The organism is Aromatoleum petrolei, assembly GCF_017894385.1.
Lineage (GTDB): Bacteria > Pseudomonadota > Gammaproteobacteria > Burkholderiales > Rhodocyclaceae > Aromatoleum > Aromatoleum petrolei.
Genome location: NZ_CP059560.1, coordinates 2,698,082 through 2,713,894, shown reverse-complemented (window position 1 = coordinate 2,713,894; position 15,813 = coordinate 2,698,082). Strand labels below are relative to the sequence as shown.

Below are 15,813 nucleotides of genomic sequence, written 5' to 3'. Positions count from 1 at the left end.
GCTCAGTGCAGACGCATCACCAAGTCATACGCCATTTTCCCGATCAGTACACACAGCACTGCGAGAAACATCTTGCGCACGAAACCCGCACCGTGCCGGATCGCGAGGCGCGATCCGACCAAGGCTCCCGCGAGGTTGCACGCCGCCATCACCGCCGCGATCGCCCACAACAGCTCGACCGAGCTCGCGAAGAACAGGATCGCCGCGACGTTGGTCGAGACATTGAGGATCTTCGCGCTCACCGACGCGCGCAGGAAATCCATCCCGAGCAGTCGGACAAACAGAAAGATCAGAAAGCTCCCGGTTCCGGGCCCGAAGAAGCCGTCGTAGAAACCGATAACCGCCCCGATACCCACTGCCGTGAGCACCGGCCCGCGCCCGTCGCCCAGCAGGTCGCTGCCGGTACCGAAATCCTTGCGGCGGAAAGTGTAGATCGCGACAAGGATCAGCAAGCCGAGCACCAGCGGGCGCAATAGTTCGGGCGACAGGTAGGCGACGGTCCGCGCGCCGAACCACGAGCCGATGAAAGCCGCGACGGCCCCGGGCAACGCAACCCGCCACGGGATCGCCACACGCCTGCCGTACTGGATCGCCGCACTGGTGGTGCCGACGACACTTGACAGCTTGTTCGTCCCGAACAGCGTGGCAGGGCTCCCGTGCGGAAAGGCGGAGAACAGTGCCGGAATCTGGATCAGCCCGCCGCCACCCACCACCGCATCGACGACACCGGCGAAGAAGGCCGCCAGACTGAGGCCGGCGAACAGCCATTCAGAGTCCAGCATCCCGAACCCGTTTCACGTGGAACAAGGGCGGCCACCCCCTCATGCGTTTCGCATCGCGATCATGCATTTCGCCTACTTTCCAATGCAGAAGCGCGAAAAGATCACCCCAAGCAGATCATCCGCCGTGAACTCACCGGTGATCTCGCCGATGCGCTCCTGCGCCTGGCGCAGCTCCTCGGCGAAGAGCTCGAGTGCCGCACTCTGAAGCTGCGCCGCCTCGACATGGCCGAGCGCGGCGCGCAGCGCCGCCAGGTGGCGTTCGCGCGCCAGCACCACATCCTCGCCGTGCGCGTGCCAGCCCGCAACGCGCAGCAGCTCGGTCCGCAGCAAATCGACACCCTCGCCGCGCTGCGCCGACAGGTACACCGACACCCTGCCCTCGGACTCCCTGCGCTCGGCCGCCATCCCGCACAGGTCGATCTTGTTGTGCACGGTGATGCGCTCCACCCCGGCAGGCAGCGCCGCGTCGATCGCGTCGTCCGGCCCATCCCCGCCGCTGCGCGCATCGACCAGGCGCAGGATCACGTCCGCACGCCCGATCTCGCGCCAGGTCCGCTCCACCCCGATCTTCTCCACCGGGTCCTCGGTGTCGCGCAGCCCCGCGGTGTCGATCACATGGATGGGGATGCCCTCGATCGCGATCGTCTCGCGCAGCGCGTCGCGCGTCGTGCCGGCGATCTCGGTCACGATCGCCCGCTCCTCGCCGGCGAGGCAGTTGAGCAGGCTGGACTTGCCGACGTTGGGCCGCCCCACCAGCACGACGTTCATGCCGGTGCGCAGCAGCGCCCCCTGGCGCGCACGATCCAGCACGTCGACCAGCTGGCTGCGGATGCCCTCGAGGCGCTCCAGCGCGCGCGCCTTCTCGAGGAACTCGACCTCCTCCTCGGGGAAATCCAGCGTCGCCTCGACCAGCATGCGCAGGTCGATCAGCGCGTCGGTGATGCGGTGCATCTCGTCCGAGAACGCCCCCGACAGCGAACGCAGGGCCGAGCGCGCCGCCGCGACCGTCGACGCCTCGATCAGATCCGCAACGGCCTCCGCCTGCGTCAGGTCCATCTTGCCGTTGAGGAAGGCGCGGCGCGAGAACTCACCCGGCTCCGCGAGACGCGCGCCGAGCTCGACGCAGCGCGCGAGCAGCATCTGCATCACCACCGGCCCGCCATGGCCCTGCAATTCCAGCACGTCCTCACCGGTAAAGGAGTTCGGCGCGGGGAAGTACAGCAGGAGCCCCTCGTCGATCGCGCGCCCTTCGCCATCCAGAAAACGCGCGAACCCCGCAGCGCGGGGTTCGGGGGTCTTGCCGGTGAGCGCCCGCGCCATCGGCACGAGCGCTGCGCCCGACACGCGGATCACGCCGATCCCGCCGCGACCGGGCGCGGTCGCGACGGCGGCGATGGTATCAGGCAGGCTTCGCGCCGGACTTTCCACCTTCGATCATCCTCGTAATCTGCCACTGCTGGGCAATCGACAGCGTGTTGTTCACGACCCAGTACAGCACCAGGCCGGACGGGAACCACAGGAACATGACGGTGAACACGATCGGCATCGCGAGCATCACCTTGGCCTGGATCGGGTCCGGCGGCGTCGGGTTGAGCTTGGTCTGGATCAGCATCGTCGCACCCATGATGATGGGCAGGATGAAGTACGGGTCCTTGGACGAAAGATCCTGGATCCAGCCCAGCCACGGGGCGTGGCGCATCTCGACGCTGCCCAGCAGCACCCAGTAGAGCGAGATGAACACCGGGATCTGCACGAGGATCGGCAGGCAGCCGCCCAGCGGGTTGATCTTCTCCCGCTTGTACATTTCCATCATTTCCTGCTGCAGCTTGACCTTGTCGTTGCCGTACAGCTCCTTCAGGCGCTGCATGCGCGGACCCAGCACGCGCATCTTGGCCATCGACTTGTAGCTCGCCGCCGACAGCGGGAAGAAGGCCGCCTTGATCAGCACGGTGACGAGGATGATCGCCCAGCCCCAGTTGCCGAGCAGCTTGTGGAACCACGACAGGACCCAGAACAGCGGCGCCGCAATCACCGTCAGCCAGCCGTAATCGACCACCAGATCGAGCCCCTTGGCGATGCCTTCGAGCTTGTCCTGCTCCTGCGGACCGGCATACAGGCGCGTCGCCACCATGCCCTTGTCGCCCGGCGCAACGGCCGCGACCGGCAGGATCAGGCCCGACGAGTAGAGGCCGTCGCCGACCTTGCGCGCGAAGAACTCGCGCTCGACCCCTTCCTGCGGCAGCCATGCGCTGACGAAGTAGTGCTGCACCAGCGCCACCCAGCCGTCGTTCGCCTTCTTCACGAACTTCGCCTTGCCGTTGTCGATCTCCTCGAACTTCACCTTCTGGAACTTCTCCGCCTCGCTGTAGAACGCGGGGCCGGTGAACACGTTCACGCCGAAGCCTTCGACCGCTTCCGCCGGCTTGCCGTCGCGCGTCATCTGGAAATACGCGTGCGCATTGAGCGGCGCACCGCCACCGTTCACGATCTCGTAGGCCACGTCGACGAGGTAGCTGCCGCGATGGAACGTCATCAGCTTCGCGACCTTCACGCCGTTCTGCTCGGGCGCCTCGAGGCGCAGCGTCAGGCTGTCCTGGCCGTCCTTGAGCACCTGCTCGCCGGCCGGCAGTGCGAACGCCGTCTTGTGGTTCGGCAAGCCCTCACCGATCAGGCCGGACTGCGCGGCGTACAGGTGCTCGGCGCCGTCGTCGAACAGCACGAAGTTGCGCGACACGTCGGCCTTGGACTTGTGCTGCGCGAGCTCAAGGCGAACGATGCTGCCGCCTTCGGCGGACACCTCGGCGGTCATCACGTCGGTGCGTACCGTCACGCGCGGAGCGCTGGATACCGCCCCACGCGCTTCCGGCACCGCCGACACACCGGCCATGCTCGCGCTGGGCGTCGGCACCGCACCGGGAACGGACGAACCCGGCGCCTGCTGCTCGGCTACCGCCGCAGTCGGCGCGGGAGCGGGACGATTGTGCTTCTGCCAGCCGTCCCACAGCATGATCACGGCGAAGGAGAAGATGAGGAAGAGTATCAGTCGACGCTGGTCCATCGGATTCTTATGTTCTGGGAAGAGTCAGGGAACGGGATCATACCCGCCCGGATGGAATGGGTGGCAACGGCCCACCCGCTTGAGTGCCAGCCACCCGCCCTTGCGGGCGCCGTGGCGCTGGACGGCCTCGGCCGCGTATTCGGAACAACTCGGGTGAAAACGGCAGTTGCGCCCCAGCATCGGGCTGATCGCGTATTTGTACACGCGCAGCAGGCCGAGGAGCAGGGACTTCATCATGGCCGCAGGCGCGCGAAGAGCTGCGCGATGTCTTCGTTGATCATCGCGCGCGTCGCATCCCTGACCGGCGCGTGCAGGCGCACGATCAGGTCGTGGTGGGGGAGTACCGCACGGATCTTGCGAAACTGTTCGCGCACGATGCGTTTCACCAGGTTGCGCACGTTGGCGCGTTTCGCCAGCTTCTTCGCCACCACGACGCCGAGGCGCGCCGTGCCGAGTTCGTTGGGACGATAATGAACGACGAAGAAGCGTCCCTTGATCGCCCGCCGAAAAGCAAAAACGGATGAATACTCATCCGTTTTGCGTAATCTGTAGGCGCTGAGGAATCTCTGATCAACGCCCGACGGGCTGCTCACCTCAGACGGCGAGGCGATGACGGCCCTTGGCGCGACGAGCGCGGATGACGGCGCGACCGCCACGGGTCTTCATGCGGACCAGGAAACCATGGGTGCGCTTGCGACGGACGACGGAAGGCTGATAGGTGCGTTTCATTTCGGTTGGCCAGTGAAAGGGTCAAACCGCGGATTTAATTGGATAATACCCTGTTTGTCAAGCACAATTTTTACCCCAGGCTGTGGATAACTCTGACGTGCGGGGGTAGAATCGAGCGTTTCCTTTCCCGCCCGCCCTTCGCGCACTGCCGATCACGGCCCGTCGCGCGCCACCGGCAGCCGGGATGCCCCCGAAACACACTCGCGCCATCGTTGCTCCTTGTCGCTGCCTTCCATCGCAGCGGCCGGCCGGAACGAGGCGTTATTGGAAATCGTGTCACAAGCCCTAGCCTTCGAGTCCGTGAGTCAAGATTTCTGGTCCTTCTGCCTGTCGCGCCTTGAAAGTGAACTGCCGCCGCAGCAGTTCAACACCTGGATCAAGACGCTAAGTGCGGAGGCCGGCACGAGCGACGAACCGTCACTGCGCCTGTTCGCGCCCAACCGCTTCGTCATGCAGTGGGTGCGCGAACGCTATCTCAAGCGCATCGCCGAGCTCGGCGAGGAGTTCCACGGCGGCCCGATGCCGCTCGAGCTCGTGATGTCCGAAGCCGGCAACACGCGCGCCGCCCCCCGCACGGTGGCACCGGTGATGCCGGTCGCCGCCGAGAAGACGGCCGCGAACGTCGCCCCAGCGCCGGTCGCCGCGCCCGCGATCATCGTGCGCGCCGAGCCCGAACCCACCGCGAGTTCGGCCGATCTCGCCTACGAGAAGACGCGTCTCAACCCCGATTTCACCTTCGACACCCTGGTCACCGGCCGCGCCAACGACCTCGCCCGCGCCGCCGCGATGCAGGTCGCGCAGAACCCCGGCACGTCCTACAACCCGCTGTTCGTCTATGGCGGCGTCGGCCTCGGCAAGACCCACCTCGTGCACGCCATCGGCAACGCCGTGTACAAGCGCAACCCGCGCGCGGTGATCCGCTACGTGCACGTCGAGGATTACTACGCCGACGTCGTGCGCGCCTACCAGCAGAAGAGCTTCGACGCGTTCAAGCGCTACTACCGCTCGCTCGACCTGCTGCTGATCGACGACATCCAGTTCTTCAACAACAAGAACCGCACGCAGGAAGAGTTCTTCCACGCCTTCAACGCGCTCACCGAGGCGAGGAAGCAGATCGTCATCACCTGCGACACCTATCCCAAGGACATCCAGGGCCTGGAAGATCGCCTGATCTCCCGCTTCGACTGGGGCCTCACGGTGCAGATCGAGCCGCCCGAGCTCGAGATGCGCGTCGCGATCCTGCAGAAGAAGGCCGAGGCGCTGCGCGTCGAGCTCACCGACGACGTCGCCTTCCTGATCGCCAAGAACCTGCGCTCCAACGTGCGCGAGCTCGAAGGCGCGCTCAACAAGGTCGTCGCCTTCGCGCGCTTCCACGGCCGCGGCATCTCGCTCGAGGTGGCGAAGGACGCGCTCAAGGATCTGCTCAACGCGCACAACCGCCAGCTCACCATCGAGCATATCCAGAAGACGGTCGCCGACTACTACAAGATCAAGGTCGCCGACATGCACTCCAAGAAGCGCACGCGCGTGATCGCCCGCCCTCGCCAGGTCGCGATGTGGCTCGCCAAGGACCTCACGCCGATGTCGCTGCCGGCGATCGGCGAGGCCTTCGGCGGACGCGACCACACCACCGTGCTGCACGCCTGCCGCACGATCGCGGACCTGCGCCTCGCGGACCAGCAGCTCAACCACGACGTGCACGTGCTGACGCAGGTGCTGCGCGGATGAGTGTGCCGCGCCGCACCGCTTCCTTGCCCGGACAAACGGAATAACTTCAAACGGAAGATCCTGACGCCATGCTTCTGCTCACCACCACCCGCGATGCGCTCCTCGCCCCGCTGCAGTCGGTCGCCGGCATCGTCGAAAAGCGCCACACCCTGCCGATCCTGTCGAACGTGCTGATCGAGAAGCACGGCGACCAGCTCACCCTGCTCGCCACCGACATCGAGATCCAGATCCGCACGACCACGGGCGGACACATCGGCGGCGAGGACGCCAACATCACCGTCGCCGCGAAGAAGCTGCAGGACATCCTGCGCGCGCTGCCCTCCGCCGGCGAAGTGGTGCTCACGCTCGACGACAAGCGCCTCACGGTGAAGGCCGGGCGCAGCCGCTTCGCGTTGCAGACCCTGCCCGCCGCCGACTACCCGCGCATGAACCTGCCCGACGGCGACGCCACGCGCTTCAGCATCAGCCAGAAGAGCTTCAAGCGCCAGCTCGCCCAGGTCGCCTACGCGATGGCGCAGCAGGACATCCGCTACTATCTCAATGGTCTGCTGCTGATCGCCGACGGTAAGGAACTGCGCATGGTCGCCACCGACGGCCATCGCCTCGCCTTCGCCTCCAGCCCGCTCGAGGCCGAAGTGCCGCGCACCGAGGTCATCCTGCCGCGCAAGACGGTCATGGAGCTCGCGCGCCAGCTCGCCGACAGCGAGGACCCGCTCGAAGTCGTCCTCGCCGGCAATCAGGTGGTGTTCCGCTTCGGCCCGATTGAGCTCGTCTCCAAGCTCATCGACGGCAAATTCCCCGACTACGAGCGCGTGATCCCGCAGAACCACCAGAAGCTGCTGACCTTCGAGCGCGCACCGCTGCTCGCGACCCTGTCGCGCGTCGCCATCCTCACCAACGACAAGTTCCGCGGCGTGCGCCTCGTGCTCGGCGACGGCATGCTGAAGATTGCCTCGACCAACGCCGAACAGGAAGAAGCGCAGGAGGAGCTCGAAGTCGACTATCACGGCGACGCGCTCGACATCGGATTCAACGTCACCTATCTGCTCGACGTGCTCACCAACATCCACGAGGACCAGGTCGAGTGGCGCTTCAACGACGGCAACTCGAGCGCGCTGGTGACCCTGCCGGGCAACGACCGCTTCAAGTACGTGGTCATGCCGATGCGAATTTGACGCACACGGCGCCCGCCGCCGCAGCGTTCTGACGCCCCGGGCCCTCCCGGGGCGCGTTCTTTGATGATTCATAGAGATTGACGATGTCCGATCCGCAAAACCTGCCTCAGTCCGCCCCCGTCCCCGCTCCCGCTCCGTCCGGCGACTACGATGAATCCAGCATCCAGCAGCTCGAAGGCCTGGAAGCCGTGAGGAAGCGTCCCGGCATGTACATCGGCGACACCTCCGACGGCACCGGCCTGCATCACATGGTGTTCGAGGTCGTGGATAACTCCATCGACGAGGCGCTGGCAGGCCACTGCGACGACATCGTCATCACTATCCACGCCGACAACTCGATCTCCGTGGCCGACAACGGCCGCGGCATCCCGGTCGGCGTGAAGATGGACGACAAGCACGAGCCCAAGCGCTCGGCGGCCGAGATCGTCATGTGCGTGCTGCACGCCGGCGGCAAGTTCAACCAGAACAGCTATAAGGTGTCCGGCGGCCTGCACGGCGTGGGCGTATCGTGCGTGAACGCGCTGTCGAAGTGGCTGCGCCTCACCGTGCGCCGCGACGGCAAGAAGCACTTCATGGAATTCCACCGCGGTGTGCCGCAGGAGCGCGTGATCGACGTCGTCGACGGCGTCGAGGTCAGCCCGCTGAAGGTCATCGGCGAGACCACCAAGCGCGGCACCGAGGTCCATTACCTCGCCGACGACGACATCTTCGGCACCGTCGAATACCACTACGAAATCCTCGCCAAACGCCTGCGCGAGCTGTCCTTCCTCAACAACGGCGTGAAGATCCGCCTCGTCGACCAGCGCACCGGCAAGGAAGAGGACTTCGCCTTCGCCGGCGGCGTGAAGGGCTTCGTCGAATACATCAACCGCACCAAGTCGGTGCTGCACCCCAACGTGTTCTACGCCGCGGGCAGCACGCGCATCCCCACCGGCCACGGCCACGACGCCGAGCTGGGCGTCGAAGTCGCGATGCAGTGGAACGACAGCTACGCCGAACAGGTGTTGTGCTACACCAACAACATCCCGCAGGCCGACGGCGGCACCCACCTCACCGGCCTGCGCGCGGCGATGACGCGCGTCATCAACAAGTACATCGAAGAAAACGAGATCGCCAAGAAGGCCAAGGTCGACATCACCGGCGACGACATGCGCGAAGGCCTCGCCTGCGTGCTCTCGGTGAAGATGCCCGACCCCAAGTTCGCCAGCCAGACCAAGATGAAGCTGGTGTCCTCGGAAGCCCGCCCCGCGGTCGAGGAAGTGGTCGCCGGCAAGCTCACCGACTTCCTGCAGGAAAACCCGATCGACGCCAAGACCATCTGCGCCAAGATCGTCGAAGCCGCGCGCGCCCGCGACGCCGCCCGCAAGGCGCGCGAGATGACGCGCCGCAAGGGCCTGCTGGACGGCGTCGGCCTGCCCGGCAAGCTCGCCGACTGCCAGGAGAAGGATCCCGCGCTGTGCGAAATCTACCTCGTCGAGGGTGACTCCGCAGGCGGCTCCGCCAAGCAGGGCCGCGACCGCAAGTTCCAGGCGATCCTGCCCTTGAAGGGCAAGATCCTCAACGTCGAGAAGGCGCGCTTCGACAAGCTGCTGCAGAGCCAGGAGATCGCCACCATGATCACCGCGCTCGGCACGGGCATCGGCAAGGAAGACTACAAGCCGGAGAAGCTGCGCTACCACCGCATCATCATCATGACCGACGCGGACGTCGACGGCGCGCACATCCGCACCTTGCTGCTGACCTTCTTCTACCGCCAGATGCCCGAGCTCGTCGAGCGCGGCCACATCTACATCGCCCAGCCGCCGCTGTACAAGATCAAGCACGGCAAGAACGAGATGTACATCAAGGACGAGGCGGCGCTCAACCAGCACCTGCTGAAGCTCGCCCTCGACGGCGCCGCGCTCGTGCCGCGCACCGGCGCCGCCCCCATCGTCGACGAGACCCTCGGGGGACTGGCCCGCAGCTACCTGCTCGCCGAAGCGGTCATCAACCGCCTCTCCGGCTACATCGACGGCGCGGTGCTGCACGCGATGCTCGCCCACGACATCGAAGTCAGCCTCGCGGACGAAGCCGCCACCGCCGCCGCCGCCGCGCGCATCCGCCCGCACCTGCCCGACGAAGTCCAGATCCGTCCCGAGTACCATGAGGCCTCGGAGACCTGGCGCATCGCCATCGAGCGCATGCTGCACGGCAACCGCAAGCGCGGCTGGATCGACGAGGAATTCATCGTCTCCGGCGACTACCGCAGCATCCGCACCGCCGCCGCCGCCATCGCCGACCTGATGGGCGAAGGCGCCGAGATCCGCCGCGGCGAGAAGAGCCAGCCCGTCACCCGCTTCGCCGACGCCATCCGCTGGCTGCTCGCCGAAGTCGAACGCGGCCTCAGCAAGCAGCGCTACAAGGGTCTGGGCGAGATGAACCCCGAGCAGCTGTGGGAAACCACGATGGACCCCGCCGTGCGCCGCCTGCTGAAAGTGCAGATCGACGACGCAATTGCCGCCGACGAGATCTTCACTACGCTGATGGGCGACGACGTGGAACCGCGTCGGGCGTTCATCGAGGGGAATGCCCTGTTTGCGCGGAACATCGACGTTTGATGCCTTGTCGCCGGCAATGCTCACCAGCGCGGGCGTCGAAAATGGCTAAAGCAACAGCTTGTTTGCGCCGTTATAAATATTGATTGTGCTGGAAGAAATTCCAGTTATGATTGATCGCCCAACCTGTCAACCCTTGCTTCGGTGACCATTGGATGAAGACACTCCCGCGGCGGCTGGCCTTCGCATTCCTTGCAGGCACTGTCCACCTCGCATCGGCGGGTGAGTTCGACATGAGCGTCGACATGCGTGCGACGAGCAGCACCACGTTCTATGTCGAAGGCCGGATCGCAGGTCTCGGCGCCGTGGACTTGATGGTCGACACGGGTTCAGGCTACACGACGATCAACGAAGAAATGCTTGCCCAGCTCAAGAGTTCGGGTGCGGTTCGTTACGTAAAGGAATTGCGCGGTCGGCTCGCGAACGGGTCCGAAATCGATGTGCCGGTGTATGCGATCGAGGCGTTGAGCATTGGCGGCGGTTGCTGGCTCAAGGATGTCGAAGCGGCGGTCTTCCCGGGCTCGACCCGCGCCATTCTGGGCCTCAATGTGTTGCAGCGGACGGCCCCGTTCATCTTCTCGTTCGAACCGCCGCGTCTGCAGCTCAGCCACTGCACCACCACCGCGGAAGCCTCGTCGGGCGACAATCCCGATCTCGCGGCATTCGCCGAATGAAAAGATGCCGGCGGGGCCTCGGGCCCGCCGGCATCTGCGAAATGACGGTTCATACCCGTCACGAACGGCTTCATCCGGTAGCGGTCACGGCGTGATGCGCTCGCCTTCAGGATACACGGCTGCCGGGTTTGTGCTCCAACCGGTTTCCAGTGAAGTGCCCATGCGCCGCGGCGCCGCGGTTTCGGCAGGGACGGTCTCAAAGGCAGAGAACTCCCCCTTGGCATCGCTCGTCCCCGCCGGCTTAGCCCGCATCATTTCGGCTCCTTTTTCGGAGCGGACGTCGTAATTCAACTGGTGCGAGGCCGGACCCCGCTCACCAAAAAGTTCATATGTCTCAGCGCTGGCCGCTAGTGGAACTGCGGTGACTGCCGCAATCGTGCCGGCGAACAAATATTTGCGATATTTGGCACTCATGGCAACCTCCTGCTTCGTCTTTCCGTCTGTGGGGGACGCTCACCCTCACGGGCGAACGCCTGGTATCGATCCTGATGTCCCCGAGGCTTGTTTCCGCGCGTCGAGGCGGCTTTTTTAGGGCAGCCAGTGGATCGAGGTACGTTTATGATAGATGGCCGGCGTGCCAAGTTCCGCGATCGCTCGAGACGTGCTCCAAGCGGCCGCATCCTTTCCGCCCATTGCATTCGGCGGGCATTTTCCACGCGAGCCACGGGCGGTCCGTCGCGGGCGTGGACGGCGCCAACGCGTCGGTGACCCTAGGTGACCCTATCCTTCCGCTCGGCGGAAATGACCGGCACCGCCGAGGGTGACCGCGTGCCGGAGCCAGGCACGAAACGCCGCGACGATTATCGGACGTCCGTCACGCTGCCAAGAATCGCTATACGCTTTTGTGACCAGCTCCTGGATCATTGACTGGCATCCTATTCACTGTCGCAGAGCACGAAAACAGGGACAGACCACGATTCCCGCACGGCTGCTAAGCTGTTCCGGGCACTTCCGGTCTTGTCGGACCGTTTCCCCCCATGAAGACCCTGCTGATCGTCTATCACTCCATGACCGGCGGTGCGCTGCAGATGGCACGAGCCGCCGCCGCGGGCGCCGCTGCCGAAGGCTCGGTCGCGGTTCGGCTGCTGCACGCAGGCGAGGCGGGCGCCGAAGACGTTTTGGGCGCGGACGGCTACATCTTCGCGACGCCGGAGAACCTGGCCGCGATTTCCGGGCAAATGAAGGATTTCTTCGATCGCACCTACTACGCTGTGCTGGACCGCATCAACGGCCGGCCCTACGCGACGCTGGTGTGTGCGGGCAGCGACGGCAGCAATGCCGCCCGGCAGATCGATCGCATCGCGACCGGGTGGCGGCTGAAGCCGGTCGCGCCGACCCTGATCCTGTGCACGCATGCGCAGACGCCCGATGAGATACTTCGGCCGAAGCACATCGGGGCCGACGAGCTCAAGCGCTGCGAAGAGCTGGGTGCAGGGATTGCAGCCGGGCTCGCGCTGGGCATTTTCTGAGCCCCGTCGGCGCCGACGTCCCATCACCCGTTTCCACGAGCACGCCTTCCATGACCGACGTAACCATCTATCACAACCCGCGCTGCAGCAATTCTCGCGGCGCCCTGCAGATCCTGCGCGAGCGCGGCATCGCGCCGCGTGTCGTCGAGTACCTGAAGACGCCGCCAAGCCGCGACGAGCTCATCCGCCTGATCGCGGCCAGCGGCCTCGCGGTGCGCGCGATCATGCGCGACAAGGAGGCGGTGTTCGCCGAACTCGGCCTCGGGTCGCCGGAACGCAGCGACGGGGAGCTGATCGACGCGATGCTTGCGCATCCGGTCCTGATCAACCGCCCGATCGTCGTGACGCCGCTGGGCACGCGGTTGTGCCGGCCGCCGGAGCGGGTGCTGGACATCCTGTCGCCGGCCTGAGCAAGGATCGAGCAAGCCCGGCGGAAGCGAATCCATCAAGTCGCTTCCCTGTTGCCGTGGAGCGCCGGGCGCGAGCTCCCGATGCTTGAACGCGCGCAGGACGTGGATACACTGGGCGCACCGCCCGCACCGTCGCGACCTACCCATGTCGTTCTTCCGCACTTTCAAGTTCCGCCTCATCGCGCTCGGCGTCGTGCTTATCGTCATCGGCGTTCTGGTGCGTCAGCTCGTCATCCTGCCGACGGTGCGGGATCGCGTGCATGAAGTGGTGGCGGACGCGCAATTGTCGATTGTGAACCATGTGGCGCGCGATCTTGCCCATGCCCTTCAGGCGCGCCGCACGCTGATCGGGGAACTGGCGGACACACTGCCGGCGGCGCTGCTGTCGCAGCCGCTGCAGCTCGGGGCGTGGCTGGACGAGCGCGAGCGGCTGAATCCGCTCTTCGATCGCGGCTTGCGGGTGCTGGGCCCGGATGGCGCGCGAGTGGCGGGCAGCTCGCGGGCGGCCTGGGGCGAGGGGTCCGCCGCGCCGCAAGCGGATTGGTTGCAGGCGGCGCTCGGCACGCAGGGCGCGGTGATCAGCCGACCGCAGCGCGCCGAGGGAGATGGCGCCCCCGTCGTCGTGATGGCGGCGGCGGTGCGCGACGGCGGCGGGCGCGCGCTGGCCGTGGTGGCGGGCGAGCTGCGGCTCGATGAGGGGGGATTTCTCGAGGATCTGCGGCAGACGCAGCTGGGCGAGAGCGGGGGATTCGTGGTGATCTCGCCAGCCGACAAGCTGTTCGTGGCGTCGAACGATGCGGCGATGGTGCTCCGGCCGACACCCGGCCCGGGCGTCGATCCGATGCTCGATCGCGCGCTGACGGGATACCGCGGCACGGGCCTGACGGTCGATGCGCAGGGCGAGGACGAGCTTGCGGCCATCGCGGCGGTGCCCGACATCGGTTGGATCGTCGTCGCGCGCCGGCCGACGGCGGAGGTATCGCAGCCGGTCGCGGAGCTGCGGCGCCTGCTGTGGCGCAATTCGTTCGCGACGATGGCGGTGCTGAGCCTGATCCTGCTGGGGGTGCTGTCGCACATGCTGCGCCCGCTGACGAATGCGTCGCGCGCGATCCGGGAGATGGCGGACGGCAAGCAGGAACTCGCGCCCGTGGCCGTGACGCGTCAGGACGAGTTCGGCGACCTGCTGTTCGGCTTCAACAACCTGGTGACGCGACTGCACGACAAGGAGCAGGCGCTGCTGCAGACGCTGAAGCAGCTCGACGCGCTCGCCGGCACGGACGCGCTGACCGGGGCGTGGAACCGACGTCAGTTCTACCAGGTCGTCGCGCTGGAGGTCGAGCGCGCGCACCGCTACCGCCATCCCCTCGCACTGATCCTGCTCGACGTGGACCTGTTCAAGGGCATCAACGACCGCTACGGCCACATGAAGGGCGACGAAGTCCTGCAGGCGGTGGCGACCAGCCTGCGCAGCACGCTGCGCAAGGCCGATTCGCTGACGCGCTGGGGCGGGGAGGAGTTTGTGGTGCTGCTGCCCGAGACCGATCTGGCGAGCGCCACGGTCTTCGCTGAGCGCGCGCGGGTCTGCATCGCGGCGCACGCGATCGACGGGGTGGGCGCTGTCACGGCCAGTTTCGGTGTTGCCGAACTGGGCGAGGCCGAATCGCGCAACGACTGGATTGCCCGCGCCGACGCGGCCCTGTACCGCGCCAAGCAGGGCGGGCGCAATCGCGTCGAGGCTGACGATGCGGTCGTGGGCCACAGGGGAACGCAGGAGGGATTCATCAGGCTGGTATGGCACGCGTCCTTCGAGAGCGGCGACGCCACACTGGACGCGGAACATCGCGCGCTTTTCGATGAAATCAACGTGCTCTGGACGCTGATCGCCGCCCAGCACCCGGCGGCGGAAATTCGCGCCACCGTCGAGGTGCTGTACGGGAAGATGGTGCGTCATTTCCGCGACGAGGAAGCGCTGCTGCAGCGCATAAGCTACCCCGAGCTCGCGGCGCATATCCGCATGCACGAGGCGCTCACCGTGCGCGCGGATGCACTGATCGAGGAATTGCGCTGCGGCAAGGTCGACTTCGGCACGCTCTTCGCCTTCCTCGCGCACGACATGGTCGCGAAGCATATCGTCGGCCAGGACCGCGCCTATTTTGCTTACCTTGATACTGCGGCGTCTCGGCCGGATCACGCCGATGCGCTGCCTGCCGCCGCACGCGACGCTGCCGCCCCAACGCCGCTCTCGGACGACCGCGCGTAGCCCGTCAAGCTTTCCGCGTCCGTGCCGCGACGCCATGGATACATCCAGGGTGAAGCCTCTGCCCAACCGGCTGAAACCCCCGAACAGGCATTCGAATGCGCAGCCGGGAACGGGTGCATGGTCCCGGGTCCGCAGCGTGACGCGCGACGGCGGGCGACCGTCGCCCATTGCCCACCGCCCGGCCATTGCCGAGAATGGCGGGATGGCCAAGCACACGATCCCCGGCTGGTCGGTCCGCGCATACGGCCCCTCGCCGGGGAGCCACACGCACGACCATTTCCAGGTGCTGTGGGGCCTGCACGGCGAACTCGAGCTGGAGATCGACGGCCAGGGCTCCCGCGTCGTGGCAGGTCAGGGCCTGATCATCGCCCCCCACGAGCGGCACGATTTCGAGTCGCGCCAGGGCAGCCGCTGCCTCGTGCTGGACTCGGCCGATGCCGGCTGGGCCGCCCGCCAGCGCCGGCCCTGCTGCGAGCCGGCGACGGATCTGCTCGCGCGCTTCATCGCCGAGGCGCTCGCGCAGGACCTGCCGATCGACCGCCAGCAGGCCGCCTCGCTGCTCGCCCAGTCCTGGGGCGCGCTGCCAAGGCCCGAACGCGCACGCCGCGACATCGACTGGGACGGGCTCGCCGCATGGGCACGGACGCAGTTGTCGCAACCGCTCAGCGTGTCCGACCTCGCCGCGCGCGCCTGTCTGGCCGAGAGCCAGTTCCGCGCCCGCTGCGTCGAGGCGCTCGGCTGCAGCCCCATGCAGTGGCTGCGCCGGCTACGCCTGGACGAAGCGGAGATCCTGCGCGCCCGTGGCTTGAGCGTGGCGGAGGCGGCGCGCCGCACCGGCTACGATTCGCCCTCAGCCCTCACCGCCGCGCTGCGCCGCCACGGCCGCAACTGAGAGCTTGTGAAGAAATCGTCGCGAGCAGGGTCGAGTGCAAGG

General features: G+C 66.4%; 15 protein-coding genes. 8 read left to right on the top strand and 7 right to left on the bottom strand.

Going from position 1 to position 15,813, the window contains the following annotated elements:
* Window positions 1-2 precede the first annotated feature (2 nt).
* The 6 genes from ToN1_RS12400 to rpmH all read right to left on the bottom strand — a co-directional run bounded on the left by ToN1_RS12400 (window position 3) and on the right by rpmH (window position 4,569).
* Complete coding sequence (locus tag ToN1_RS12400; protein WP_169205444.1) at window positions 3-779, bottom strand: sulfite exporter TauE/SafE family protein; 777 nt, start codon at window positions 777-779, stop codon at window positions 3-5.
* A 75-nt stretch (window positions 780-854) separates the two neighbouring features.
* Window positions 855-2,210 carry a tRNA uridine-5-carboxymethylaminomethyl(34) synthesis GTPase MnmE gene (gene mnmE, locus ToN1_RS12395; protein ID WP_169205390.1) on the bottom strand — a complete coding sequence of 452 codons (1,356 nt, stop codon included), beginning with the start codon at window positions 2,208-2,210 and terminating at the stop codon, window positions 855-857.
* Window positions 2,182-3,840, bottom strand: coding sequence for a membrane protein insertase YidC (yidC, locus tag ToN1_RS12390; RefSeq protein ID WP_169205391.1), 1,659 nt, complete (start codon window positions 3,838-3,840; stop codon window positions 2,182-2,184). Before yidC ends, mnmE begins: the two co-directional genes overlap by 29 nt.
* A 24-nt stretch (window positions 3,841-3,864) precedes the next feature.
* The gene (gene yidD / locus ToN1_RS12385; RefSeq protein ID WP_210148136.1) at window positions 3,865-4,074 is read right to left on the bottom strand and encodes a membrane protein insertion efficiency factor YidD; all 210 of its coding nucleotides are present in this window, start codon (window positions 4,072-4,074) and stop codon (window positions 3,865-3,867) included.
* Window positions 4,074-4,496 carry a ribonuclease P protein component gene (gene rnpA, locus ToN1_RS12380; RefSeq protein ID WP_244860751.1) on the bottom strand — a complete coding sequence of 141 codons (423 nt, stop codon included), beginning with the start codon at window positions 4,494-4,496 and terminating at the stop codon, window positions 4,074-4,076. The genes yidD and rnpA overlap by 1 nt, the downstream gene beginning before the upstream one ends.
* Window positions 4,435-4,569, bottom strand: a complete 135-nt coding sequence (rpmH, locus tag ToN1_RS12375; RefSeq protein ID WP_002926183.1) for a 50S ribosomal protein L34 — start codon at window positions 4,567-4,569, stop codon at window positions 4,435-4,437. Before rpmH ends, rnpA begins: the two co-directional genes overlap by 62 nt.
* A gap of 300 nt (window positions 4,570-4,869) precedes the next feature.
* On the opposite strand from rpmH, the gene dnaA reads away from it, so the two are divergent.
* The 4 genes from dnaA (at window position 4,870) to ToN1_RS12355 (ending at window position 10,740) form a co-directional block, all read left to right on the top strand.
* Entirely contained in the window at window positions 4,870-6,297 is a 1,428-nt protein-coding gene (gene dnaA, locus ToN1_RS12370) for a chromosomal replication initiator protein DnaA (protein WP_169205394.1), read from the top strand.
* 68 nt (window positions 6,298-6,365) lie between these two features.
* A complete protein-coding gene (gene dnaN, locus ToN1_RS12365) occupies window positions 6,366-7,472 on the top strand; it encodes a DNA polymerase III subunit beta (protein ID WP_169205395.1) in 1,107 nt (368 codons plus the stop codon).
* An 83-nt stretch (window positions 7,473-7,555) separates the two neighbouring features.
* Window positions 7,556-10,069, top strand: a complete 2,514-nt coding sequence (gene gyrB, locus ToN1_RS12360; protein WP_169205396.1) for a DNA topoisomerase (ATP-hydrolyzing) subunit B — start codon at window positions 7,556-7,558, stop codon at window positions 10,067-10,069.
* 230 nt (window positions 10,070-10,299) lie between these two features.
* Window positions 10,300-10,740 carry a retropepsin-like aspartic protease gene (locus ToN1_RS12355; protein ID WP_244861035.1) on the top strand — a complete coding sequence of 147 codons (441 nt, stop codon included), beginning with the start codon at window positions 10,300-10,302 and terminating at the stop codon, window positions 10,738-10,740.
* Window positions 10,741-10,824: 84 nt separating this feature from the next.
* Here the strand turns inward: ToN1_RS12355 and ToN1_RS12350 are convergent, their stop codons facing one another.
* On the bottom strand, window positions 10,825-11,154 hold the full coding sequence (locus ToN1_RS12350; protein ID WP_169205397.1) for a hypothetical protein: 330 nt from the start codon (window positions 11,152-11,154) through the stop codon (window positions 10,825-10,827).
* Between the two features lie 563 nt (window positions 11,155-11,717).
* Between ToN1_RS12350 and ToN1_RS12345 the strand changes: the two genes are divergently transcribed.
* The 4 genes from ToN1_RS12345 to ToN1_RS12330 all read left to right on the top strand — a co-directional run bounded on the left by ToN1_RS12345 (window position 11,718) and on the right by ToN1_RS12330 (window position 15,771).
* Window positions 11,718-12,209 (top strand): flavodoxin family protein, encoded by a 492-nt coding sequence (locus ToN1_RS12345; RefSeq protein ID WP_169205398.1) that lies wholly within the window; start codon window positions 11,718-11,720, stop codon window positions 12,207-12,209.
* 50 nt (window positions 12,210-12,259) lie between these two features.
* Window positions 12,260-12,619: an arsenate reductase (glutaredoxin) gene (arsC, locus tag ToN1_RS12340; protein ID WP_169205399.1), complete on the top strand. Its 360-nt coding sequence runs from the start codon at window positions 12,260-12,262 to the stop codon at window positions 12,617-12,619.
* Window positions 12,620-12,764: 145 nt separating this feature from the next.
* Window positions 12,765-14,879: a diguanylate cyclase gene (locus ToN1_RS12335; RefSeq protein WP_169205400.1), complete on the top strand. Its 2,115-nt coding sequence runs from the start codon at window positions 12,765-12,767 to the stop codon at window positions 14,877-14,879.
* A 202-nt stretch (window positions 14,880-15,081) separates the two neighbouring features.
* Window positions 15,082-15,771 (top strand): helix-turn-helix domain-containing protein, encoded by a 690-nt coding sequence (locus ToN1_RS12330; RefSeq protein WP_169205401.1) that lies wholly within the window; start codon window positions 15,082-15,084, stop codon window positions 15,769-15,771.
* Window positions 15,772-15,813: the final 42 nt, after the last annotated feature.

Bases quoted from the DNA above. Each gene is read 5' to 3' on its own strand.
- gyrB (WP_169205396.1), top strand. From the start codon at position 7,556: ATGTCCGATCCGCAAAACCTGCCTCAGTCCGCCCCCGTCCCCGCTCCC.
- ToN1_RS12330 (WP_169205401.1), top strand. From the start codon at position 15,082: ATGGCCAAGCACACGATCCCCGGCTGGTCGGTCCGCGCATACGGCCCC.
- dnaN (WP_169205395.1), top strand. From the start codon at position 6,366: ATGCTTCTGCTCACCACCACCCGCGATGCGCTCCTCGCCCCGCTGCAG.
- ToN1_RS12350 (WP_169205397.1), bottom strand. From the start codon at position 11,154: ATGAGTGCCAAATATCGCAAATATTTGTTCGCCGGCACGATTGCGGCA.
- ToN1_RS12355 (WP_244861035.1), top strand. From the start codon at position 10,300: ATGAGCGTCGACATGCGTGCGACGAGCAGCACCACGTTCTATGTCGAA.
- yidD (WP_210148136.1), bottom strand. From the start codon at position 4,074: ATGAAGTCCCTGCTCCTCGGCCTGCTGCGCGTGTACAAATACGCGATC.
- ToN1_RS12335 (WP_169205400.1), top strand. From the start codon at position 12,765: ATGTCGTTCTTCCGCACTTTCAAGTTCCGCCTCATCGCGCTCGGCGTC.
- yidC (WP_169205391.1), bottom strand. From the start codon at position 3,840: ATGGACCAGCGTCGACTGATACTCTTCCTCATCTTCTCCTTCGCCGTG.
- rpmH (WP_002926183.1), bottom strand. From the start codon at position 4,569: ATGAAACGCACCTATCAGCCTTCCGTCGTCCGTCGCAAGCGCACCCAT.
- ToN1_RS12345 (WP_169205398.1), top strand. From the start codon at position 11,718: ATGAAGACCCTGCTGATCGTCTATCACTCCATGACCGGCGGTGCGCTG.
- arsC (WP_169205399.1), top strand. From the start codon at position 12,260: ATGACCGACGTAACCATCTATCACAACCCGCGCTGCAGCAATTCTCGC.